The sequence below is a fragment of the Pseudomonas sp. KB_12 genome, from assembly GCF_052114545.1.
Lineage (GTDB): Bacteria > Pseudomonadota > Gammaproteobacteria > Pseudomonadales > Pseudomonadaceae > Aquipseudomonas > Aquipseudomonas brassicacearum.
The window spans coordinates 1-24,659 of the sequence record NZ_JBFREY010000054.1 but is presented as its reverse complement, the minus strand read 5'-3'; the positions used below and the strand labels follow the sequence as shown (position 1 = coordinate 24,659).

Genomic DNA, 24,659 nt, shown 5'->3' with positions numbered 1-24,659 from the left:
TTTTTCGGCACCCTGAAGTCAGAATGGGTCCCTCGCAACGGTTACAGCACGAGCGAGGAAGCACAAACCGATATGGTGCGCTTCTTCATGTACTACAACCGCACCAGGCTCCACAGCTACAACGACTACCTATCGCCAATAGCCATGGARCAAAAAGCAGCATAAACACCGTAACTGGTGTCCGGATTTACTTGACCAGTTCAAGCTCGCTCCCACAGGAGGCCTTCTGCCCCAACTCCGCGCACACCCGCGCCAACAAGGGGCGATTTACGGTCAAAGTTATTGGCCATTTCGATCCCCTTTTGGCCTCTCCTGCCGTTCTCTGAAACGCCGCGCGCCGCAAGACTGTGTTCACACCGATCAGCCTTGCGGAGAACAAAAATGCTGACGATCTATTCGGACGATCACCACCTGCACCACGGGCGCTGCGAGTTGATGGACGGCCAATTGATGCCCTGCTTCGAAATGCCGTCCCGGGCCGATCACGTGTTGGAGCGGGTCAAGGCGCAGGGGCTGGGGCCGGTGGAGGCGCCGCAGGATTTTGGCTTGGGGCCGATCCAGCGTATCCACAGCGCGGCGTACCTGGAGTTTTTCAAAGGCGCCTGGGACCGTTGGGCCAAGTACAACCGCGACGGCGATTTGTTGCCCTTCACTTGGCCGGCGCGGACCTTTCGTACGGTCATCCCCACCAGCCTGCACGGCCAACTGGGTTATTACAGTTTCGACGCGGGCGCGCCGATTACCGCCGGCACTTGGCAGGCGGCCTACAGCGCCGCACAAGTGGCCCTCACCGCCCAGGCGGACATCCAGCGCGGTGCGCGCAGTGCCTTTGCCTTGTGCCGCCCACCGGGGCACCACGCCGCTGGCGATTTGATGGGCGGTTATTGCTACCTCAACAACGCTGCCATCGCCGCCCAGGCCTTTCTCGACCAGGGCCGTAAGAAGGTCGCGATCCTGGATGTGGATTACCACCACGGCAACGGCACCCAATCGATTTTCTACGAACGCTGCGACGTGTTGTTCACGTCGATCCACGGCCATCCGGAGGCGGAGTTTCCGTTTTTCCTGGGTTATGCGGATGAGCACGGCGAAGGCGAAGGTGCGGGTTTCAACTTCAACTACCCTTTGCCGGCCGGCTCAGGCTGGGACACCTGGAGCGCGGCGCTGGAGCAGGCCTGCGGGCAAATCCGCGGTTACGACGCCGACGTCATCGTCGTGTCCCTGGGCGTGGACACGTTCAAGGACGACCCCATCTCGCAATTCAAGCTCGACAGCCCGGATTACCTGGCGATGGGCAAGCGCATCGCGGCGCTCGGCAAGCCAACATTGTTCGTGATGGAAGGCGGCTACGCGGTGGCAGAAATCGGCATCAATGCCGTGAACGTTCTTGAAGGTTTCCAAAGCGCCCCATGAGGAATAACAGCATGAACAGACTCAAGCGTTTAATGGCTCCAGCCGTGTGCGCCGCGCTGCTTTGCGGCGCTGTCCAGGCCGAGGAGCGCACCTTGCGCGTCTACAACTGGTTCGACTACATCACGCCCAAGGCCCTGGAGGATTTCAAGGCGCAGAACAGCCAGGTCAAGCTGGTCTACGACATCTTCGACACCAACGAGGCCCTGGAGGCCAAGCTGCTGACGGGCAACTCCGGCTATGACGTGGTGGTGCCGTCCAATGTGTTCCTGGCCAAGCAGATCGAAGCCGGGGTGTTCCAGCCCCTGGACCGCAGCAAGCTGCAGAACTGGAACCACCTCGACCCCAAGCTGATGAAGCTGATCGAAGCCAACGACCCGGGCAACAAGTTCGCCGTGCCCTACATGTACGGCACCATCCTGATCGGCTTCAACCCGGACAAGGTCAAGGCCGCCCTGGGCGACAACGCACCCGTGGACAGCTGGGATCTGATCTTCAAGGAAGAGAACATCAGCAAGCTCAAGCAGTGCGGCGTGGCGCTGCTCGATTCGCCGTCGGAGATCCTGCCCCTGGCCTTGCAGCACCTGGGCCTGGACCCCAACAGCAAGAAGCCGGCGGACTATGCCAAGGCTGAAGCGCTGATGATGAAGATCCGCCCGTACATCACTTATTTCCACTCGTCCAAGTACATGGCCGACATCGCCAACGGTGATATCTGCGTGGCGGTGGGCTATTCCGGCAGCTTCTCCCAGGCGGCCAACCGCGCCAAGGAAGCCAAGAACGGCGTGACGGTGGACATGCGCCTGCCCAAGGAAGGCGCGCCGATCTGGTTCGACATGCTCGCCATCCCCAAAGGCGCGAAAAACCCGGACGACGCCTACACCTTCATCAACTACTTGCTGCAACCCCAGGTGATCGCGCCGGTCAGCGATTTTGTCGGCTACCCGAACCCGAACAAGGACGCCACCGAAATGGTCGACCCGGCGATCCGCGGCAACCCCAACCTGTACCCGACCGCTGCGGCCATGACCACGCTCTACACTTTGCAACCGTTGCCCCGGGATGCCGAGCGCGCGCGGACGCGGGCCTGGACGCGGATCAAATCTGGGCAGTGAGGTTGACTGCTTTGTGAGCGCTTCGCGCTCAAGCGCGAGCAAGCTCCCTCGCCACGGGTTTTGCATGAACCAAGCGCGCTATACATAGTTACCACCTTCCCTGTCTTGTGCCGCCCTAGCATGGATTCCCCCAGCGTTTCGCTCCGGGACTGCACGTCGCACAAGTCAGGGAGACTCCGATGACACCAAGCTCTACAAGCACACGCCTCACCCCCGCAACCGACCCCAAGGATGCCGTGCTCAACCGGTTGCTCGCCGGCCCCACCTACCCCGAGGTGGCCGCCATCCTCCTGCGGGACGGCCTCAAGAAGCTCTACCCCACGCTCAACCTCGACCCCCACACCACCGTGGTCGGCGAGCCGCACTGGGGCATCGTCGACGACGAAATCGTCGAGCGCCCGACGCGTTATGAAACCCTCAGCGACATGCTCGCCGGGCTGTTGAACGACAGTAGCCCGATGCTGCTGATCGAAGGGTTGCACTTTCTGACCCTGCTCCCCCTCACCACGCCTGATGTGCACTTGCCGGTGCGCATCGACCAGATCGGGCGGCTGATCAACGAGCTGCAACCGGCCATGCTGACGGCCTGCCAGGAGCAGCAATTGGCCTATTGGAATGCCTCCATCGGCGACGCCGGCCCGCGCTGGCATGAACTCTCCAGTGCGCTGCGCTCGGCCTGGGACGTCACACGGGTCAAGGGTTGGAGCGAGGCTGAATGCGCCATGGCCAGGCATCTGTTCCGTTATCCCGACCGGCAAGGCCGCCAGGACAATAACCTCTATGACGCCCACGCCTATCTGATCGACATCGACGGCATCGAGGGCGATCAAGTGCAACGCATGAGTGACAACACCATCGTGGTGCTGATCGGCAAGATCGACAACCAGGAGGTCGTCCTCAAGTACTCGGTCTTCAACGGCTATGAACGGTTCGATTCCCAACTGGCACTCGGGCAATCGCTCCGCGCCCATTTGGGCCCGGACAGCTACCGGAAAATCCAATGGCGGCTGTATGAGCCCGACGGCAATATCTTCGATTACAAGGCCTGCGGGATGATTGCCGAGCAGGTCAAGATCATCGGCATCTCCAACGCCCCGGACATGTTGACGTTCCATGAAAACAGCCAGGCCTCCAGCCAGGATACGACTGACGACCTGATGGAGGGCTGGTTTCAAAAACAGATGCCCTACTGGTTGCAGGCGGCGTCGCCGTCCGATCAGGTGCTGTTTGCCCAGCACATGAAGAACCTGTCGATCTTGAGCCACACCCACGCCGGCAAAACCTATCTGGACGATATTCCCGCCATCAAGGCCTTTGCATTGAACGCGCTGGAAACCCAGATGACCGCCGACCATGCCGAGGCCGCGAAGCTCGATCTGGAAGCCATCGAGATCGAGGTGCGCAGCCCGGTCATCTGGGGGAGCTTCGTGGTGCCCGGCAGGGTCGACACGGCCCGGTTCAGCCTGGTGGAGCTGGCCTTGCAAAACCTGATCGCGCTGCCCCTGGGCAACAAAACCGTCAGGTCGCTGGACGACAGTGAGCTGCCCGAATGGATGACCGTCGACTATCTCGAAAACCTCATCACCCAAATCGATATCGGTCGCGTTTATCCTGAACGGGTCAAGAGCAAGTTGCTCGACGATCCAACGGAGTCGGCCCGCCGCGAAAAACTCTACACCGACCAGTTACGTATTCAGTTGCCGATGCTGGCCCTGGAAAGCAAGATCCGTGGCCAGGGTGACCTGGACGAAAAGGGCTACCGGTACGTCGTCGCCCTGATGGAGCCTGAAGAAGCCGATCGCAAGGTGGACGGCAACCTCATCGTCCTGCGCCAACTGGCCTTCGTCCCTGAACTGCAACTGGGCAGCTCGGAGGACGTGGTCACCAATATGTTCGTCATCGGCCCGCAGGATTCGAACGCTGGGCCCTGCCTGTTGTATCGACCGATGCTCGAACCACAGTTGTGCCAATACCCGTCGTTCAGCAACCTGCTGTATGCGATCAGGCAAACGCCTGCCTTGCGCCAATCGGTGCTGGCCTGGTTGCCCGATGGGGTGCGTGACGATTACGGCCGATACGTGTTCCCGGACCTGCTGCCCTCTCCTTGGAGCATCGTGGCATTCGTGGCCGCGCCGTTGACGTCCCTGGCCAATAGCGGCCCCATCGGCTTGACCGACAAGACCCTGGGTGCGGATTTCCTGCCGCGATTGTTCAAAGCCAACGCCGATGCCTTGGTCGAATTGGCCGACCGCGAATCGATCTCCAACCACGAGAGTCGCTGGCAAACGTTTAAGCGTGCCGGCTGGCTGATCCTGAACCTGGCCTTGCCTTACCTGGGAACGGCTGTCGGCACCGCAACGTGGCTCTGGCAAATTCTCGACGATATGGAACAGCTGACACAGAACCGCGAAGGGGCCGACAGCCAGGCCAAGTGGGAGACGCTCACCGACCTGTTGTTGAACATCGCCTTGGCAATCATTACCCACACCATCGACCGCGCCAGGGCCGCACGGCGTCCGCGCCGGCCAGAGGCACCGGAAGTGGTGCGCGAACTGGAAAATCTGCCCAAGCCAAAACCTGAGCTCGTGATAGAGCAACGGGTGCCGCTTGCCAGCACGGCGTTGCCGACCGAGCACTACGAGACCATTCGTTCCAGCGGCGCCTTGATGGGCCAGTCGAGGGAGAGCGCCAAGCTGCTCGACAGCTTCAGCCTCGACGCGCTGCAAGACCCAGGCCAACGTCAGACCGAGGGCGCGCTCAAAGGGCTCTATGAGCAGGCCGGCGACTGGTACGCCAACCTGGCCGGCAAATGGTTCAAGGTGCTGGTGGAAGGCGAACAGGTGTCGATCATCGATGAGAAAGACCCTGCGCGAACAGGCCCTCCCCTGATGGGCGATGCACAGGGCAAGTGGCACGTGGATACGCGTCTGCGCCTGCGCGGCAGCGGGTCGCAAGGGGTCAGGCAGAAAGTCATCGCCCAGGCGACACGCCGCCGAGTCGAACTGTTGCTCGAACTGAACCAGTTCGAAGCCAAGAAGCCGCAGCACCAGAAGCTGTTGACCATGCAGGCCCAGGAAATGAACGAGGCGACGGGCGCCGCCAAGGAGACCAAGCGCGACACCTACGTCAGTACCTTGAAAGCGCAGCGGGAAAACTACGAACAAGCCTTGAAGACCCTCTTGGAATGGCCGGTGTTCCAGTCACGGCCCGACTACCCTCGCACCCGGCTTGGCTACTTGAACGCGCAGGTCAATTTCACCTTCGTGGAGATGGAGGCGCTGAACGAACGTTTCACCCCGGTCATGAGCAAGGCCAAGGCCATGATCACCTCCGGGGTCAAGGTGCTGGAGCAAGCGCATATAGACACCGCCGAAAACATGGTCCGCGTCGGTGACGACGTGATCGAGCGCCTGGACTACATGCAGACCCGCTTCACCGAACTGAAGGAGGTGGGCCACGAAGGCTTCGAGTTTGTCCGGCAACACCGCCGGAAGATGCCGCTGTACACGAGTGACGACCTGCAACTGATCAAGATCGACATGTTTCGCCACCTCTGCCTGTCCCTTGAAAGCGTCGAGTCGATGCCCGAAGGCTGGGAGGCCATCAACCTGATCGTCGATAACGCCACGGTGGCGTACCAAAGCCTGCGCGACGCGATCGATGAGCGCAGTGTGATCCGCCTGGACGAGCAGATCGACGCCTTCGGCAGCCTGATCGAACAGTTCACGGCCATCGATGAACATCTCCAGTACCTGGCCAATGAATACAAGACCAGCATCCACCCGATACAACTCACTCGATTGCGGACCGGGATCGGCCTCGCCAAGAAACGCACGTTGAGTCATTTGGCGGCGGCCCTCGATGAACGAAGCAACCGGCGCGTCGAAAGCAGGTCTTACGAGCTGCGCCCCAGACCCCGGAAAAAATTCATCCGGGCGCGCTTCTGGGGGCTCGTCAGTGGTGAACCGCGCTTATCGAAAAACCTGGAGGAAACCGATTGGGTCGACGTGAAGAACCCGTTTTCGGGAGAGATCATCGTCACATTCCACCGCAAGGAAACCGGCGAATGGATTCCTCACGTCAAGCCCGACGCCCCGCCGGTCGCCGTCCCGGCATTGGCCACCAGCATCAATAAGGGCACCGACCTGATCAACGGCCTGGCGGCGTTCAAGGCACAGATCGAGGACACCGTAGAGCAGACGCACCAAACGCCCGCCGGCATCGGGATGATCCTCAACGCCCATGCCGGCAGGATGGAAAAAGTCAGCGCGGCCATAAAAAAAGCCCTCGACCAGGCACAAGGCGTCGAGTCAAACGAGACCGCGGAGCTTCCCGCCGTACAACGACGCTCGGCCGAGGCCTTGCGCCAGCAATTGGAGAAGGAGGCGAGCAGCCTGTATGTGCTGGGGTTTGAAACCGTATTGAACGTCATCAAGCGCCGCCCACCGACCATGAGTGGTGTCATCTGGCTGAAAAGCCGCAATCAGATCTCCATCACCAAACAAAAGGCCCGGCAACGCATCAAGACCCCACCCTATGGCTACCTCGACCGGTATGAGATCAAGGACCTGAAAACCAATAAGACGCTGTGGTTCGCCGATTTCCGTTACTCGACCAACTGGGTGCCCGCCTACGCATTTCTTTCCGGGCGCTTGAAAACCCTTGAGCAAATCGACCAGAAGACCTCCTCGCTCGTCCCCACCAAGGCGTTCAACCAGCGGCAATTGATCGACCACTACCGCAGCGAAATTGCCACGGACCAAGCCAGGGAGGTGTTCTTCCAAAAAAAATACGGGTGACCAGGACGCCGTACGGCTGCGTATACATAGTTACCACCTTCGCTGTCATGCCCCTGCCTAGCATGGAACCCCCGAAGCACTCGGTTTCGGGGACTCCACGTATCACCAGACAGGGAAAGCCAGATGACAGAAACCGTCACAGCCACCACGACGCCTACCTCCGAAGTCAGCCTCAGAGAGGCGCTGCTCAATCAAATGCTCGCAGGGCCCACCTCCCCGGAGGTTGCCAGCCTGCTCCTGCGCAAAGCGCTCAAGAAAATGTACTCGACGCTGGACCTCGATCCACACAACACGGTAGTCGGCGAACCGAATTGGGACGTCGTCGACGGCAACATCGTGGAGCTTCCCACCCGCTATACATCCCTCAGCGATCTGTTGGCCGAGCGCGTGGGCGAGAGCGAGTCGACCTTGCTGATCGAAGGGCTGCATTTCTTGACCAAACTGCCCCTCACTTTTCCACCGGTGCATCTGCCGGTGCGTATCAGCCTGATCGGACTGCTGATCAACGAACTGGCCCCCGCCATGGCGTCCGCTTTCCAGGAACAACAACTGGTGTACTGGAACACGCCACTCGGCACGGCCGGCCCTCGCTGGCATGAGCTCTCCAGCAACCTGCGCAAGATCTGGAACGTCAGCCAGGTCCCGGGCTGGACAGCGACTGAATGCGACATGGCCAGGCAGTTGTTCCTTTACCCGGACCTGCAGGACCGCAAGCGCCATGACCGCTATGACAGCCATGCCTATTTGATCGATATCGATGAAGTGGACGGCGATACGGTCAATCGTGTGAACGAAAACTCGATCGTGGCCTTGAGCGCAACGATCGACCGCAAGGAAGTTATCCTGACGTACTCGCTGCGCAACGGGTATGAGAAGTTCGCTTCACAAGACGCGTTGGGTCAATCGCTGCCGACTCATCTGAACAGCGCCAAGCGCACACGAATCCAGTGGCGGCTGTATGAGCCCGACGGCAATGTGTTCGATCACAAGGCCTGCGGGCTGATCGCCATGCAGGTCAAAGTCATCGGCGATCCCGGGTTCCTGGAAGGCCTGATCGCCGACGATCGCGAACAGGCGGATAACGAGGGAGCGGGCCGGGATAACGAACCTGCCGAGGACTGGTTTCAGAAGCAGATTCCCGGTTGGTTGCAGGCCGCGCCGACATCCGACCAGTTCCTGTTCGCCCAACACCTGAAGAATCTTTCGGCGCTGGGCAGCGCCCATGCCGGCAAGACCTACATGGAGGGTATTCCTTCCATCAAGCAGTACACGTTGAACAGCCTCAAGCAGAAAATGTTGTCGGACCATGCCGACGCCTCGACCCTTCACCTGGAAAGCATCGAGGTCCAGATACGCAGCCCGGTGGTCTGGGGGACGTTCGTGGTCCCCGGAAAAATCCAGACCACGCGGTTCAGCCTCGTTGAACTGGCCTTGCAAAACCTGATTGCGCTGCCCTTGGGGGACAAAATAGTCAGGTCGGTCGACGGCCATGCATTGCCCAAATGGATGACCGCCGATTATGTCGAAAACCTCGTCACCCAAATCGACATCGGTCGCGTTTATCCCAACCTGATCAAGAACAAACTCCTCGACGATCCGGCCGAATCCAGCCGCCGCGAAAACCTCTACGCCGCTCAGTTACGCATCCAGTTACCGCTGCTCGCGTTGGAGAGCAAAATCCGTGGCCTGGGGGACATCGATGAACGGGGTTACCGCTATGTCGCCGCGCTGATGGAGCCCAAGGCGTCCGAGCGCCAGGTCGATGGGCAAACCATCGTCTTGCGCCCATTGGCGTTCGAATCCAAGCACGCGCTGAGCACCTCGGCAGACGTGGTCACCAACATGTTCGTGATCGGCCCGAAAGATCCCGATGCCGGCCCCTGCCTGCTGTATCAACCGTTGCTTGAGCCGCAGCTGTGTCAGTATCCGTCGCTCAGCAACTTGATCTACGCCATCCGGCAAACCGCCTCCTTGCGCCAATCGGTACTGGCGTGGCTGCCCGATGGGGTACGCGCCACTTACAGCCGGTTCGTTTTTCCGGGCCCGCTGCCGTCACCCTGGGCCATGGTGGAGTTTGCGGTCGACCCTGTGTCGTCTTGGCTCAATAGCACGCCCATCGGCTTGAGCGAGAAAACCCTGGGGGCTGATTTCCTGCCGCAGCTGTTCAAAGCCAACGCCGATGCCCTGGTCGAGCTGGCCGATCGGCAATCGGTGTCCAACAGCGAAAATCGCTGGGCCACTTTCAAACAAGCCGGCTGGTTGATTTTCAACCTGGCGCTGCCTTACCTGGGCACCGCCGTGGGCACCGCGGCCTGGCTCTGGCAAATTCTGGACGACCTTGAAACGTTGACCCAGAGCGACGAAACCTCCAACCGCCAAGCCACCGGGGAAGCCTTCGTCGACCTGCTGTTGAACATGTCCATGGCGATTACGACTCACGCCATCGACCGCGCCAGGGAAAGCGCGAACAGCCGTCGACCCGAGGCGCCAGCGGTCGTGCATGAATTGGAAAGCCCGACAAAACCTGAGCTCGTGATCGAGAGGCTCGCCCCGTTAGCGCACAAGAAACCCTCACCCGAGCACTATGACGCTATCCGCGCCAGCGGTGCCTTGACAGGCCAACCCGCAAAGCGCGCCAAGCTGCTTGAATCCTTCAGCGTGAACGAACCTGAAAACGCCGAACACCCCATGATCGAAGGCGCGCTCAAAGGGCTCTACCAGCAGGGCGGGAACTGGTACGCAAAAATCGCCAACCAGTGGTTCAACGTGACGGCGGAGGGCGAGCATGTGTCCATCGTCGATGAGAACGACCCCGCACGCACCGGCCCGCCCCTGATCAATGACGCAGCAGGCGAATGGCGTGTCGACCCTCGCCTGCGTTTGCGCGGCAGCGGGTCAAAAGGTGTCAGGCAGAAAATCATCGCGGATGCGAAACGCCTCAGCACCCAACTGCTCGCCGAACTGAACCGGTTCGAGGAAAGGAAAACACAAAACCAGAAGCTGCTGACCATGAACGCCAAGGAGATGAACCAGGCGTCAGGCTCGTCCAGGGAGGCCAGGCACAACGTCTATTTGAGCACCTTGAGAACGCAGCGGGAAAGCTACGAAGAAGCGTTGGAGATTTTGATCCAGTGGCCCGTCTTCCAATCGAGGCCCGACGCGCCTCAAGCCAGGCTCGGTTACCTGAATGCGCAAATCAACTTCACGTTCGAAGAGATAGACACCTTGCAGGAGCGATTCGCCCCGGCCCTGAGAACAGCCGTGGACATGACCACCTCGAACATCGAGAGCGTGGAGCAAGAGCACGTTGACGCAGCCGACCGCATGATCAGGATCGGAGACGACATGATCGAGCGCCTGGATTACATGGAGACGCGCTTCTCCAGGCTGAGAAAGGTTGGGCGCGAAGGCATTGAACTGCTGCGGCAACACCGGGGGAAGATGCCGGCCTACAAGAGCGATGCGATTCGACTTATCCAGTTGGACATGTATCGCCACCTCTGCCTGTCACTGGAAAGCGTCAACGACATCCCCGAAGGCTGGGCCGACATGAACCAGCTGGTCGATAACACCACGGTCGCGTTTCAAAGCCTGCACGACGCTATCGATGAGCGCAGCGTGATCCGCCTGGACGAGCAGATCGACGCATTCGGCAGCCTGACGGAACAGTTCACGGCCATTGAAGAACACATCCAATACCTGGGCGACGAATACAAGGACAGCGTTCGCACGACAGAACTCAATCGACTGGGCAAGCAGGTCGGCAATCTTAAAAAAAGGGCGTTGCATCATCTGGCGCGCGCCCTTGATGAACGAAGCAACCAGCGAAGCGAAGCCGGCCCTTATCGGGAACGCCCAAGGCCCAAGAAGAAATTCATCCGGGCGCGTTTTTGGGGCTTGGTCAGCGGGGAACCGCGTTTAACCAAGACCCTGGAAGAAACCGATTGGGTCGATGTCAAGCATCCGCTCACGGATCGAGTCATCGCCACCTTCCATCGCAAGGAAACCGGCGAGTGGCTGCCCCATGTGAATACCAACACACCGCTGGCCGTCCCGGTGCTGGCAACCAGCCTCACCAAGGGCAAGGCGCTGCTCGACGGATTGGCGGCATTCAAGGCGCAGATCGAGCAATACACGAAGAAGCCAGAGCGGTCGCCCACCGGTATCGGCCTGCTTCTGAACGCACACGCCAACCGAATGGAGAAAGTCGCTATCGCGATCACCAAGGGCCTGGACAATGCGTCAAACGAAACGGTGGGCATTTCGGCCGAGCAACAACGTCTGGCGCAATCCACGCGCACGGCTCTCAAGAAGGCTTCGAAAACCCTTCATGACGAAAGCTTCGAAACCGTACTGAACGTCATCAAGCAACGCCCACCGACCATGAGCGACGTCCTTTGGCTTAAGAGCCGAAACCAGATTTCCATTACCAAGCAAAAAAATCGGCAACGCATCAAGGCGCCTCTCCATGGCTATCTGGACCGGTATGAGATCAAGGACCTGTCAACCAATAAGACTCTCTGGTTTGCCGATTTCCATTACTCGAGGAACTGGGTGCCGCCTCATGCATTCCTGTCTGCACGCCTGCGGACACCTGAGCAGGTCAGTCAAGGGGCAGCCGTCGAGTCCACCCAGACGCTTAATCAACGGCAACTGATCGAGCATTACCGCAGCGAAATTGCCGTGGATCAGGCCAAGGAAGTGTTTTTTCCAAAACAAGTGTCATGACGGCAAGCAACCAGGGCATCCACTGATGCCCTGGCACTGCACTTTTCAGATTTTCCAGGCGGTTGCCAGGTTCGCCAGTGCGATGGCTATCGCCGCTGGCGGGACCGCCGCGAACCCCAGCACCAAGCCGGCGCGCACCTGCGACGGCGTGGTGGGTAACCAATAACTGCTCAGGCCATTGATCTCCACACCCACATTCGTCGCTTGGGCGATCAGTTCGCGCTCGCGCTCGATGCTCTCCACAGGAACCGTGAGATGCAGCCCGGCCACGACAGTAGGTAGGGCACCGACACCCGCAACAGCCTTGGGCCAGCCCGCCAGCAACGCATCACGCCGAGCCAGGGCAGCCCTGCGCATACGCCGGATATGCCGTTGGAAATGCCCCGCAGCCATGAACTCGGCCATCACCGCCTGGGTGCTGACTTCGGAGTGGCGCACGTCCACGGCGCGCCGTCGGGCAAAGGCGTTGACCAGGCCTGGCGGCAGCACCAGGTAGCCCAGGCGCAGGGCCGGGAACGCCACTTTGCCGAACGTGCCGACGTAAAGCACCCGCCCCTGGCGATCCAGAGCAGCCAAGGGCGCCAGCGGCGCGCCGCTGTAGCGGTACTCGCCATCGTAGTCATCCTCGACGATCCAGCCGTCGTTGCGCTCGGCCCAGGCCAGCAACTCCAGCCGCCGTGGCAGGCTCATGACCACCCCGGTCGGGTATTGATGGGACGGGGTGACGTAGGCCAGCCGACAGTGGCTCAACGCGCCCAGCGCGGCGCAATCCAAGCCGTCGCCATCCACCGGCACGCCCCTGACATCGGCCCCGGCAACGGCGAACGCATGCCCGGCCGCGCGATAGCCGGGATTTTCCACCGCCACGACGTCGCCCGGGTCGACCAACAGCTGTGCACAAAGGCTGATGCCCTGCTGTGCGCCACTGGTGATCACAATTTGTTCAGCCGTGCAGTGCAGCCCCCGGGAGCTGCGCAAGTACGCCGCGATCAGCCCGCGCAAGCGCGCATCGCCCTGGGAATCGCCATAACACAGCTGCTGCAAGTCCGGCTTGCGCCAGAAAGCCGCATTCAGCTTGGCCCAGACGTCGAAAGGGAACAGATCGAAAGCCGGTACACCGACCCGAAACGCTCGCGGCGGGCCGCTGGGCGGTTGGGCCAAATGGTGTTTTTCGACGCGGTTTAGCGCATCGCTGTGGATAACTTTACTGGATGGACCCACAGGTAAATCGAGCCAATCTGTGGATAAGGCTGTGGGTAAGCCTGTTGAAAACCCTGTGGATACTTTTGTGGATATGTTTTTCAGCGGCAACGTCGTGGAGGACAGTTTTGCCACATAAGTGCCGTCACCGACCCGCCCTTCGATGAAACCCTCGGCGTAGAGCTGGTCATAGGCCCGCACCACGCTGTTGCGCGAGATCGACAAGGCCGCCGCCAGGTCACGGCTGGCCGGCAAGCGCGTGCCGCTGGCCAGGCGTCCATCGAGCACCCGGGTACGCAACGCCTGGTAGAGCTGGCGGCTGAGCCCCTGGCGGCGGTCCAGCTCGATACCAGCGGGGTTGAACGACAATGGCGGCGCGGCGTTGTGCATGACAGCCCTCGCGAATGGACCTATCGAATTGGTCGGAAGTGGCTCTTACAACAGACCAATAGCCTGCCTAGGATGTTCGCATTCGCCAAGGAAAATCATCATGTACAACCCAAAAGCCTTTGCCGTCGAAGACCTGCCCGAACTGCACCAGATGATCGGCGATTGCCGCCTGGCCGTATTGGTCACCCAGGGTGAACACGGTTTGCAGGCCAGCCATTTGCCGCTGTTGCTGGACACCCAACAAGGGCCGAACGGCAGCCTCTACGGCCACATGGCCCGGGCCAATCCACAATGGCGCGACCTGGAAGCCGGCGCCGAGGCCCTGGTGATATTCGCCGGGGCCGATGCCTACGTCAGCCCAGGGTTGTACGCCAGCAAGGCCGAACACGGCAAAGTCGTGCCGACCTGGAACTTCGTGGCCGTCCACGCCTACGGCAGCGCCGAGGTGTTCAGCGACGCCCATCGCCTGCGCAACCTGGTGGGCGCCCTCACCGACCGCCACGAAACCGGTCGCGAGCAGCCGTGGAAGATCGATGATGCTCCGCCCGAGTACATCGACAGCATGCTCAAGGCGATCGTCGGCTTCGCCCTGCCCATCCAGCGCCTGGAGGGCAAGCGCAAGCTCAGCCAGAACCGTAGCCCCGCGGATGTCGCTGGCGTACGCAACGGCCTCGCCGCCAGCCACGACCCGCAGGACCGGGCGCTCGCCCACCTGATGCCTGAACAATTGTCCAAGGAGTGAACATGAGCCAACCTGAAATCCGCCTCGTCAGCGCCGACGATCACGCCGCCTGGCTGCCGCTGTGGCAAGCCTACCTGCGGTTCTATAAAACCGAATTGCCGGACGCCGTCAGCCAAAGCACCTGGCAACGCTTGCTCGATGAGCATGAACCGACCCATGCTGCCCTCGCCTGGGATGGCGACACGGCGGTGGGCCTGGTGCACTTTATCTATCACCGCTCGAACTGGAGCATCGAGAATTCCTGCTACCTGCAAGACCTGCTGGTAACGGAACAGAGCCGTGGCAGTGGTGTAGGTCGCCAGCTCATCGAATTCGTCTACGCCACCGCCAAGGCCGATGGTTGCTGCAAGGTGCACTGGTTGACCCACGAAACCAACGCCACGGCGATCCAGCTGTACGAGCGCATCGCCGAGCGCCCAGGCTTCATTCAATTTCGCAAAGCCCTTTAAGGAGCGCAGCATGTCGACTTCACTCGCCGATTGGAAAGGTGTCCCGGCGCCCTCTGCACAGGTGCTCGAAGGGCGTTTCATCCGCCTGGAAAAGCTCGACCCGGCGCGGCATGCCGATGGCCTCTGGCAAGCCCTTGAAGGCCCCGGCGCCGACCCGAAGCTCTGGGATTACTTGCCCTATGGTCCGTTCACGGACCGCGGAGCTTTCGATGCCTGGCTGAACAACCATGCGGCCAACACCGACCCGTATTTCTTCAGCGTGATCGACCGCGCCAGTGGCGAGGTGCAGGGCATTCTCAGCCTGATGTCCATCGTCCCGGCCCAGGGCCGCATCGAGATTGGCCACGTGACCTTCGGCGCGCCGATGCAGCGTTCGCCGAAAAGCACCGAGGCGGTTTATCTGCTGGCCAAGGAGTCTTTCGCCCTGGGTTATCGCCGGCTGGAATGGAAGTGCAACAACGGCAATGCCCGCTCCAAATACGCGGCCGAACGGCTGGGGTTCACGTTTGAAGGGGTGTTCCGCCAGCACATGGTGGTCAAGGGCCAGAACCGAGATACGGCGTGGTACTCAATACTGGATTCGGAATGGCCGGAGATCGCGGCAGGATTCGAGCAGTGGTTGAGTGAGGAGAATCAGAGCGAAAGTGGGCAAGTGCGAGGGCTAGTAGAGTGTCGGACATCCGCTGTCGGTGGCTGACGGCCCGTTTCGGCGAGCAGGCTCGGCGTCCATCACGTAGTTGACGACCCCACCGCCAATCCTTGCGGGGAATGGCGATGGGGCGACTTGCATCAGAGCTGTAAGTAGCCCGCGACTAAGCGATCAAGGTTTCTTTTTGGCTCCAAATGGCTTGAGCGTTTCGCGCGTGACGCCCTGCCTCAGGTATCGCCAGGCCCAATCGGGCACCGCCATTTGGCTTTCCAAATACAATGCAAAGTCCAAAAGCCTGTGGCCCAAACGATTGGCTGGGAACTCGAAATTGTAGAGATATTGTTGAGCCTGCCGCTGGCCAAGACCGAATGTATCTCTAACGATTTGGTTCGCGCGCGCCCCGTCCACGCCAAGCCCAACTCTTAACGCCCTTGCAATATCCAACTCTGAACGAAGCGAGCCAGGTTGCCTGAGCGCGGCTCGAACAGTGGCATCGCTGAAATACGGCCCAACGAGGTCCTCCCATATTTGTATAGCGTGATTCCTCGGGAAGCGTTGGAGCAAATTAAAAATATTCGGCGTATTTAATAAAATCGAAACCCTGGTATTAGAAACAGTTTGTCCCGAACTGCTAAACAAACCTACCACTGCTGGCGTTTCGGCGTTCGATTGTACCCACCCCAGAAACTCTACAAATCTCGTCAGGCTGTCTTGCTGCTGGACAATACTGTTCAGATTCTGATCATCGAACGACTGCATCCAGTCAATACTTATCGTGCCGTCGTCAATCACTTCGGTGTAGCGGGTATTGGCATATTCCGCAATGATCCCAAGCCGCGCCTCAGACAGCTTCGGATCACGTAGCCACCTGGCAAGGACATTGACCGGTAGCGCGCCACCGAGGTTCGAGGAAATCACCGTTGAGCGAAGCAGCAGATTAGCCCGTCGCTGCAAATCGGGAAACCGTTCGAGGGCAACGCTGAGCAGATCGATGGTGTCTTCTACGCGATCGTAATACATGAACTGATTCATTAACTTGGCATCGTCATTAATGGTGACGCCCGACTCACGTTGATACCTTTGCTTTACTTCATTCAGATCGGCCTGATCCACCAGCTCAGCACCTTCCAGTAAATCATCCAGTAAATCATCCTGTTGATCATCGTCCAAATGGCCGTGCAGAGTCTCATTGTATTTTACGTAGGCCAGCTCATTCCTTGGATGATGGTCGGTCAACTGTCGAGCCCTGACACCATACTCAAGCATGATATGGATCACATCCTGCGAAAGTTGAAGGTATTCGTTATTGAGCAGTTCGGTCAGATGCAAATCATCGATGGGACCCAGCAGCACGTCTTCGAAGAACCTGCGCAATGACTCCGTTTCCTGAGTGTAAAAGGGAGCGCTACTTGGCATCAGGCGCTCCGGAGACCGAACCGATAGATGATGCCCGATCTCCTGCAACACCTCCGGCGGCAGGATGGCGTCCCGCGCTGCGTCCAGCGTCCTTCGGCCCAAGCTGTTGGCGTGACGGTCAAGGTAATCCAGAACCGGCTGGAACAAGCGATGTGGGTTGGTGGCGTTGTAGACAATCCGAGTGAGATCAGAGAGCGCTGCCTCCTCCAAGAGCTCTTGTAACCAAGGCGCGATGTCGGAGAGCGCCAATTGCAAGCCGGAGGCCGGCGGCATCATGAAGTGGCTGATTTGCGGATGCCCATCGATGTAATCGGCAGCTGCATTACGCAGCCCTTGCATCGTGAAGGCTTCCTGCGCCTGCCCTTCATTGAGCCCACGGGCGACGGCATTGAAAAAACAATCGCCATCGGCGGGAATCCCAACGACCCGCCTACCCAAGATCAAGCTGTAGTGATTTTCAGCCGTTCGCCTCAAGACGATATCCGTGGGTGATCTATCGGGGTGCTGACTCATCGGATAGAAACGCTCGTATTGCCCCGGCGTGAAGCGTACTGACCAACTACTCCCTGCGGTTATTTCGTCCATGATCAGCAAGCTCCGGTTCTGCGGCCAGCTCGGAAGACGAGTCATGACAGAGGGGACCAGATCCATGATGTCGTTGTCCCAATGACCAGCGGTCCATACCCATTCGGAGGCACGAGGCGACAGAGCAGGCACTTTGGGTTCGCAAGGGCCTGGTTGTGTAGAGCTACCTGCCGGGCGTTTCCCGCCGCCCTGACCAAATCCAACCGCACGCCACTCTCCGTCGGGCATCCGGGCAACGGTACTTCGCATCACGCCACTGGAGCGGATACTCGACCCGGTGCCAGGGTCGACAAGGGTGGCTTCGGTTGCATTCAATCTCGTATGGTCATGAACCCGGAATACGGTCCCGTCGGGTTGCTGTATGTAGACGGGTCGGGAACTGCCCCCAGCAGCAGAATTGAGCGTGGGGCGATAGAAGCCCTGGGCATCTGCAGCCAACCCTCGCAACAGTGAAGTGTCGGTCACCGCATAACGGTTATAGAGTGCCGCTTCCAGGGGCAACCCGGCCAGTGCATCACTCTGGCTCTGGCGCGCCGTAACCGCCAGGAAAGACGACTGGCCTCGGACCGGAACCGTGGCCCCTGCGGCAAGTTCCCGTCCGCCATGGTTAGCCACTCTGTAGACAAATGCCAGGGTGTCCAGGTCCATCGGAACAGCGCCGGTCCTGGCCACGAGCAGGCCCGTCTTGACAGCACGCCTGAGTATTTGGAAACCGGGTATCAACAGCATGCCGGCCAAGTCCATGAACACTTCCATGGCTACCATGACCATCCTTACTGCTGTTTCACGACGTATATCCGCGTTGCTGTTGGAGCGGTGGTCCGCATAAGCGCTATGGAAATCAACGTGCGCTCGGTGAAGCGCTTCAAGCAGATCGCCTGTGATAACGCTTGCGCGAATCAAGGGAAGACCACGGTGCGGCCCCAGTACACGTTTTATTTCTTCGGGATTGACCGCGCAAATGCGTGAACGGAAGTAGTCCTGCCATGGCTCTTGTCGTAGAAGCCCCCCGACACCATCGGCCAGATTGGCAAATTCGTGAAAATCTTCTCCGTCGGGACTGTCTGGAAAATAAACACCTACGGTTCCCTTAATATCCGGCCCGTCCTGATCGGAAAAAATCAAGGCGCCGTCAACGCTGACTGCGTTACCCATCGTCCCGTGCTGGCCTCCAGCCCCTACACTGCCACCCAGCAAAAGGCCATGTACCTGCACGTTTTTTCCCATGACCCGTGGACGCATTTTTGCCTCTGGCGATTGCAGCACAGCGTCTAGCCAGAGCGTGACCAGTTTTTTGACTTTAGGTGGCTCGAAGGCTTTATCGAGTCGGGTGACCTTGAATATTTCATCCCCCCTGAGCGCGGTCTCGTAACCTTTGAATTTCATACTGGCCGTATACGCTTTTTGCCAGGCAGCTTTGTAATCCGGCTTGTTCATCTGTGCCCTGAGCAGGGTTTCATAACGTGCGCCAGCGTCGATGCTTGTCGCCATCGTGGCGAGTTCGCGCCCTTTCAATGTCATCAGCAAGCCACTCACCGGATGTCGTATCCGCTTGCCATCTTTATCGACAAGGTGAACAGCCATGACCTCTCGCATTGCATTGGGGTACTGCCGCGGGCGCAAGTTATCGAGTATCAGCTGGGTCAGGCTGGTAATACGAGACTGCCTCGGGTTGGCACCCTTTGCGAAAGCAAGCGTCACCATCGTTTTGTCTGGATCGGGCTTTATCGCGTGATGCAGGGTTCGCTGCAGGTATTGCTGGATCTTCTGGCGGGTAAATTGATGCAGCGTCCGGATACCGTCACCCAAATCTGAAACAGCTTGGAGGACATCTTGCTCCAAGCGACGATAACGAGTCTGTTCTGAAAGCGTTGCGGTTTTATAGAAATGAGGACGGTTGTTTTCAATCAAGGTTTGCTGACGAGTCGCCAATGCACCGGCAAGAGATAACGTAGGCAGGCGCAATGCATCTTCGGTCCTTTGGGCAAAAGTCCTCAGGGCCACCGTTTCGTTTTCTGGCGCATTCAGGACGGCTTCGAGCGCGTTGCTTTGCAGTTGGAGCAGTTCCGATGCCGCCACTTCGAACACATCCCCGGACAGCTCAGTCGAAATCTCCCGTATCGTGCGCTGATGCCCTGCATGGACGACCTGTACTTTTTTGACCATGTCTTGAAAAGAATCGAACCGTTGAATGCCGCGTTCCATGGAATAGAGGAACAGTGGTGCTTGATCGGTTCGTTTGATCACCATCGCGGCAGGCCATTTCTGTGGCTTCGCGGCTCCCATGTCGAGCATGACGGCATAGACATGGGGAATGGGCGCTCGCAGCAAACGGCTTCTGTCCGCCATGGACGGGTGGGTGGTGATCAGATCCAGCAGGCGATCTTCCTCATCCTGCAGGGTTCGCGCACTTTGGGTTAACGGGGTGGACGGATACCGGTCGACTTTGTACAAGTCGAAAAGATGCAGGAATCGTCGGGACAGCAGATGAGCAAGTGCCGCGTCAGTGGTCGACGTGTCGAGCGCCTGTGCATCGCTTCTGTCATGGCGAAAGGCGCTGAGATCGTCACGGAACTGCTGCTTCAAGCTGTCATTGGTCGCGGGCTCGGCGATATAGAGCACGGACTCCATGATCGCTGGAATTTTCGCGCCCAGCGGGCTGACGAATACGCTGTCGACCTCTTCCACCGAATCCGGACGGGTGTAGAAGCCCACGCCACCGCGCGAGTAAGTGGGCGGTGTATCCGTCGCTAAACAGCCCAACATCACGTCGGTAAAGCACTGTGAGGCTGTCAATGAACGGCCACCGAATGAGTCCACGCTAAAGTGGTTCACGTACCAGTGATCCGGGTCGATGCCCTGGAGCAGTGAAGTGTGGAATTTGCGCCCAGGGATCTTGGCCTCGATGCGGCTGACCAGCAGACGCTTGAGCACTGTGTCGAACGTTGGCAAAGCGGCGAACAGACGCGCCAGCTTCACCTGATTGGCATCCAAGTGCCCCAGTTGCCTGATTTGTTCTTTTTCACGGGGGCTGAGCAGATTGCCTTGGGCGTTCACCTCAGTAATGACCGGCTGCCCAATGCCCTGGTAGCCGGGCGCAATGCCAACTTGCAGTTGCTGCAAGACATCTGGTGAAAGACCTTTACCGTTGACCCGCAGTGACGAGAAGTCCAGGGACATATGACTTCGGTGGGGATAAACCCAACCCTCGCGCGGAGAAGGCTCAGCGGTCGCCCTGCTTTGATGGGCGATCAAAAAGCCTCGTGTCACAGCGTCACGCAGCGGCACCGATGAGGTTTTTCTTTGAGCGGCCGAATCGACTGTCTCGACCTCTTGATAGGTGACCTGTACCCGCGTATCGCCGATAAGGCCCCATTGATTTAGCCATTGATCGGCGAATTCATGAGGTTGAAATCGAATACCGTGGGGTAACAGGCTGATGGGTTTGAGCTGTACGCCGGCAGCATGCGGCGTCACGCCAGGTGCATTTTCAGGGAAGGCAGTCATTCAGGTGTCCCGGTGATGAGTAGGACTGGGACCCTATCGCGCCGTTTCAGCGGGAATGACGTACATATGTATAGGCGTGGCTACGGGCTTCGGGGAAAGCGTAAGCCCAAATGTCAGCAAGCTCTCACGGATCCGTGGCGAGGGAGCTTGCTCCCGCTGGGCCGCGAAGCGGCCCTAAAATCTTGCGGTCGCTGCGCAACCGAGCGGGAGCAAGCTCCCTCGCCACAGGTTATTTCATCAAGTTCAGACCAGCTTTTGCGCCAACACCGCAATATGCTCCGGCCCGATCCCGCAGCAGCCGCCCAGATGGCTGGCACCGCGTTTTTGCCAGTCCGCCGCCCATTGCAGATAACCCGGTGGGTCGAGGTCTTCGCGTAGCGGGTCCAATCCGTCGTTGGCCGTCGCTTCCTTCGGTTGCGGCGGGAAGGCGTTGGCGTAGGCACCGATGTGGATCTTCACGCCCAGGCGCGCGAAGGTGTCCCGCGCGGCATCGATGGCCGCACCGATCACTTCCGGCTGGCTGCAGTTGAACAGCAGCACCTCGACACCCAGCTCAGCCGCCACCGCAGCGGCGTCCGCCACCGGTTCACCGGAACGCAGGCGTGGCACTTCATCGGTGTCTTCGTCTTTCAGGGTGAACGACAGCCAGAACGGCTTGCCGTCCTTTGGCAACCCGGCGTGAATCGCCCGCGCTTCGACCGTGGAGCTTTGGGTCTCGGCCAGCCACACGTCGACGTGGGGCGCCAGGCCGTTCACCAGGGGCGCGAGCAATTCACTGGCGCGGGAAGCGTCGAACAGATCCGGCCGATAGGAACCGAACAGTGGCGGCAGCGACCCGGCCACCCGCACTGCTTTGCCCGAAGCGTGCACTGCCCGCTGCGCCAACTCACCCGCCAGCGCGGCCAGGGCCTGGCCTTCTTCGGCGAAACGCGCCTCGCCAATATGAAACGGCACCACGGCATAGCTGTTGCTGGTGATTACGTTGGCGCCGCTGGCAATATAGGCCGCGTGCACGGCCTCTACCGCCTGGGGCGCTTCGCTCAAGGCCAGCGCCGACCACTCGGGCTGTCGGAACGGGGCGCCCCGGCGTTGCAGTTCGCGGCCCATGCCGCCATCGAGAATGACTGTCGTTGCTGAGCCCATATGCGATTCACTCATAAGCTTATGAAAAATACTCACTACCGGAGTTGTTCTTATAACTATTTAATACGCACCATTCGGTGAACTACAACTTATTTTTCTATCAGGGGCCTCACATGAAACTACAACCACTGCTGGCCCTGGGCCTGACTCTGCTGGCTGCCTCTTCGCAAGCGTTCGCCGGTGCCACGCTGGATCGCATCGAACAGAAAAAAGAACTGGTCGGCGTGTTGATGGAAAGCTATCCGCCCTTCTCGTTCCTCAACGATCAGAACCAGCTCGACGGTTTTGACGTGGACGTCGCCAAGGCCGTGGCGCAGAAACTGGGCGTGAAGCTGCGCCTGGAAACCCCTTCCTGGGACGTGATCGCGGCCGGCCACTGGAGCGGGCGCTATGACATCTGCATTTGCTCCATGACGCCAAGCAAGGCACGCGCCGAAGTGTTCAATTTCCCGGTCCAGTACTACGCTTCGCCGGCGGTGATTGTAGTCAACGCCAAGGACGACCGTATCCACGGCGCCAAGGACTTGAGCGGCAAGAAGGTCGGCCTGACCAGCGCCTCCAGCTACGAGAGCTACCTGAACAAGAACCTGGTGATCGAAGGCGCCGAGGATACTCAACTGAGCTATCCATTCGAAGACGTGCAGATCGCCCCGTACGACACCGACAACGTGGCCTTCCAGGACCTGGGCCTGGGCGCCGGGGTGCGCCTGGACGCGGTGCTGACCAACCTGGTGACCGCACAGCCGCGCCTGACCGAAGACAAGCGCTTCAAGCTGGCCGGCGAGGCGCTCTACTCCGAGCCGAACTCGGTGGCCATCGAAAAGGGCGACGCCCAGTGGGACAACAAGGTGCGTGAAGTCTTTGCCCAGTTGAAACAGGACGGCACCTTGAGCAAACTCTCGCAGAAATGGATCGGCGCCGACATTACCCAATGACTTCTTTTCCACCCCCTCAGCCACCGCCACCGGTGGCTGAGTCACGCTTGCAAAAAATCTTCGGTTTTCGCACCCGGCTGTACCTGACCTGGGCGGCCATGCTGGTGCTGTTCGCGAGTTTCTTCCTGAGCTTCGACCTGAAGTTCTCCATCATCCTCGACAAACTGCCGAACCTGCTGGGTGTGCACCTGGCGCCCAATGGCTTTTTGCAAGGCGCGGTGCTGACACTGTTCCTGTGCTTGTGCTCGATCGTCGCTTCGTCATTGCTGGGCTTCATCACCGCCCTGGCGCGGCTGTCCAGCAGTGCGGTGGCGTTCGGTATCGCCAGTTTCTATGCGTCGTTCTTTCGCGGCACGCCGCTGCTGATCCAGATCCTGCTGATCTACCTGGGCCTGCCCCAACTGGGCGTGGTCCCGGGCGCCATCGCCGCCGGGATCATCGCCCTGTCGCTGAACTACGGCGCCTACCTGAGCGAGATCTTCCGCGCCGGTATCCTCGGCGTTCCCAACGGCCAACGCGAAGCTTCCCTCGCCCTGGGCCTGAGCGAAACCGTGATCTTCTGGCGCGTCACCCTGCCCCAGGCCATGCGCACCATCATCCCGCCGACCACCAACCAATTCATCTCCATGCTCAAGGACTCTTCGCTGATTTCGGTGATGGGGGTTTGGGAGGTGATGTTTCTGGCGCAGTCTTATGGGCGTTCCAGTTATCGCTATATTGAGATGCTGACGACGGCGGCGATTATTTACTGGTTGATGTCCATTGCGTTGGAGCTGATTCAGGCGCGGATGGAGCGGCATTATGGGAAGGCTTATTTGAATAATCGTTGAGTTGGGGTGGGGTTTTAAGGTTGGTGTGTATATCCGTTGCTGCGGTAACGGCGGCTGGCGGTTTCGCCCTTACGGCGAGTCACTTTCGAAAAGCCCGGAAGCCGGCCCAGTCGAAAGTAACCAAAGCGCTTCTGCCCCACCACTCGGTGCCTCGCTTAGGCTCGGCATGCCCTCACTCCGGCATTGCTCCGTGGGCCCGCCGCGAAGGGCCATCCATGGCCCAGCGCGGCTAGCGTGGTTAACGGGGCACCCGAGATCAACGTCCACCGCGAGGCGGCCTGGTAGCCGACCTGGCTCTCCCGGTCGTACACCCATCAGATCTGTGGGAGCAAAGCTTGCTCGCGAAGAAGCCGGCAAACCCAACATCCCTGTGACTGAACCACCGCCATCGCGAGCAAGCTCGCTCCCACATTCAATCTTCAGCGGACACAAAATTCATATCCAACACAGACCTCCTGTGGGAGCGAGCTTGCTCGCGATGAGGCCAGCAAGCCCAATATCCATGTGACTGAGCTATCGCCATCGCGAGCAAGCTCGCTCCCACAGGAGAAACGCGATCCCATCAAGAACCAGGTCGGCTATCAGGCCGCCTCGCGGTGGACGTTGATCTCAGCGCCCCGTTAACCACGATGGCCGAACGCAGGCATTGCGTAGTGGGCAACCCGGCATGGATGCCGGGTTAGCCGCGCTGGGCCATGGATGGCCCTTCGCGGCGGCCCACGGAGCAATGCCGGAGTGAGGGCACACCGAGCCTAGGCGAG

13 protein-coding genes are annotated in these 24,659 nt (G+C 59.6%); 10 read left to right on the top strand and 3 right to left on the bottom strand.

Going from position 1 to position 24,659, the window contains the following annotated elements; genetic code table 11:
* Positions 1 to 12: 12 nt before the first annotated feature.
* The 5 genes from AB4Z20_RS26590 to AB4Z20_RS26570 all read left to right on the top strand — a co-directional run bounded on the left by AB4Z20_RS26590 (position 13) and on the right by AB4Z20_RS26570 (position 12,052).
* Positions 13 to 165: a hypothetical protein gene (locus AB4Z20_RS26590; protein ID WP_442091035.1), complete on the top strand. Its 153-nt coding sequence runs from the start codon at positions 13 to 15 to the stop codon at positions 163 to 165.
* Positions 166 to 381: 216 nt separating this feature from the next.
* Positions 382 to 1,413, top strand: a complete 1,032-nt coding sequence (locus AB4Z20_RS26585; protein ID WP_442091033.1) for a histone deacetylase family protein — start codon at positions 382 to 384, stop codon at positions 1,411 to 1,413.
* A gap of 11 nt (positions 1,414 to 1,424) precedes the next feature.
* A complete protein-coding gene (locus tag AB4Z20_RS26580) occupies positions 1,425 to 2,525 on the top strand; it encodes a polyamine ABC transporter substrate-binding protein (protein WP_442091031.1) in 1,101 nt (366 codons plus the stop codon).
* 179 nt (positions 2,526 to 2,704) lie between these two features.
* Positions 2,705 to 7,324, top strand: a complete 4,620-nt coding sequence (locus tag AB4Z20_RS26575; RefSeq protein ID WP_442091029.1) for a dermonecrotic toxin domain-containing protein — start codon at positions 2,705 to 2,707, stop codon at positions 7,322 to 7,324.
* A gap of 123 nt (positions 7,325 to 7,447) precedes the next feature.
* Entirely contained in the window at positions 7,448 to 12,052 is a 4,605-nt protein-coding gene (locus AB4Z20_RS26570; RefSeq protein WP_442091027.1) for a dermonecrotic toxin domain-containing protein, read from the top strand.
* A 45-nt stretch (positions 12,053 to 12,097) separates the two neighbouring features.
* On the opposite strand, the gene pdxR is transcribed toward AB4Z20_RS26570, so the two are convergent.
* The gene (pdxR, locus tag AB4Z20_RS26565) at positions 12,098 to 13,642 is read right to left on the bottom strand and encodes a MocR-like pyridoxine biosynthesis transcription factor PdxR (protein WP_258690055.1); all 1,545 of its coding nucleotides are present in this window, start codon (positions 13,640 to 13,642) and stop codon (positions 12,098 to 12,100) included.
* 100 nt (positions 13,643 to 13,742) lie between these two features.
* Here pdxR and AB4Z20_RS26560 point away from each other — a divergent pair, with 100 nt between their 5' ends.
* The 3 genes from AB4Z20_RS26560 to AB4Z20_RS26550 are packed head-to-tail and all read left to right on the top strand — an operon-like array spanning position 13,743 to position 15,530.
* A complete protein-coding gene (locus tag AB4Z20_RS26560; RefSeq protein WP_253470467.1) occupies positions 13,743 to 14,384 on the top strand; it encodes an FMN-binding negative transcriptional regulator in 642 nt (213 codons plus the stop codon).
* Between the two features lie 2 nt (positions 14,385 to 14,386).
* On the top strand, positions 14,387 to 14,833 hold the full coding sequence (locus AB4Z20_RS26555; RefSeq protein ID WP_253470468.1) for a GNAT family N-acetyltransferase: 447 nt from the start codon (positions 14,387 to 14,389) through the stop codon (positions 14,831 to 14,833).
* Between the two features lie 10 nt (positions 14,834 to 14,843).
* On the top strand, positions 14,844 to 15,530 hold the full coding sequence (locus AB4Z20_RS26550) for a GNAT family N-acetyltransferase (RefSeq protein WP_253470469.1): 687 nt from the start codon (positions 14,844 to 14,846) through the stop codon (positions 15,528 to 15,530).
* A gap of 123 nt (positions 15,531 to 15,653) precedes the next feature.
* Here the strand turns inward: AB4Z20_RS26550 and AB4Z20_RS26545 are convergent, their stop codons facing one another.
* Together AB4Z20_RS26545 and AB4Z20_RS26540 are read right to left on the bottom strand one after the other, a co-directional pair.
* Positions 15,654 to 20,990, bottom strand: a complete 5,337-nt coding sequence (locus AB4Z20_RS26545) for a hypothetical protein (RefSeq protein ID WP_442091023.1) — start codon at positions 20,988 to 20,990, stop codon at positions 15,654 to 15,656.
* Between the two features lie 243 nt (positions 20,991 to 21,233).
* Complete coding sequence (locus tag AB4Z20_RS26540) at positions 21,234 to 22,133, bottom strand: homocysteine S-methyltransferase family protein (RefSeq protein WP_024619057.1); 900 nt, start codon at positions 22,131 to 22,133, stop codon at positions 21,234 to 21,236.
* Between the two features lie 113 nt (positions 22,134 to 22,246).
* Here AB4Z20_RS26540 and AB4Z20_RS26535 point away from each other — a divergent pair, with 113 nt between their 5' ends.
* Positions 22,247 to 23,068 (top strand): ABC transporter substrate-binding protein, encoded by an 822-nt coding sequence (locus tag AB4Z20_RS26535; RefSeq protein WP_024619058.1) that lies wholly within the window; start codon positions 22,247 to 22,249, stop codon positions 23,066 to 23,068.
* Positions 23,065 to 23,898 carry an amino acid ABC transporter permease gene (locus AB4Z20_RS26530; RefSeq protein WP_024619059.1) on the top strand — a complete coding sequence of 278 codons (834 nt, stop codon included), beginning with the start codon at positions 23,065 to 23,067 and terminating at the stop codon, positions 23,896 to 23,898. The genes AB4Z20_RS26535 and AB4Z20_RS26530 overlap by 4 nt, the downstream gene beginning before the upstream one ends.
* Positions 23,899 to 24,659 lie beyond the last annotated feature (761 nt).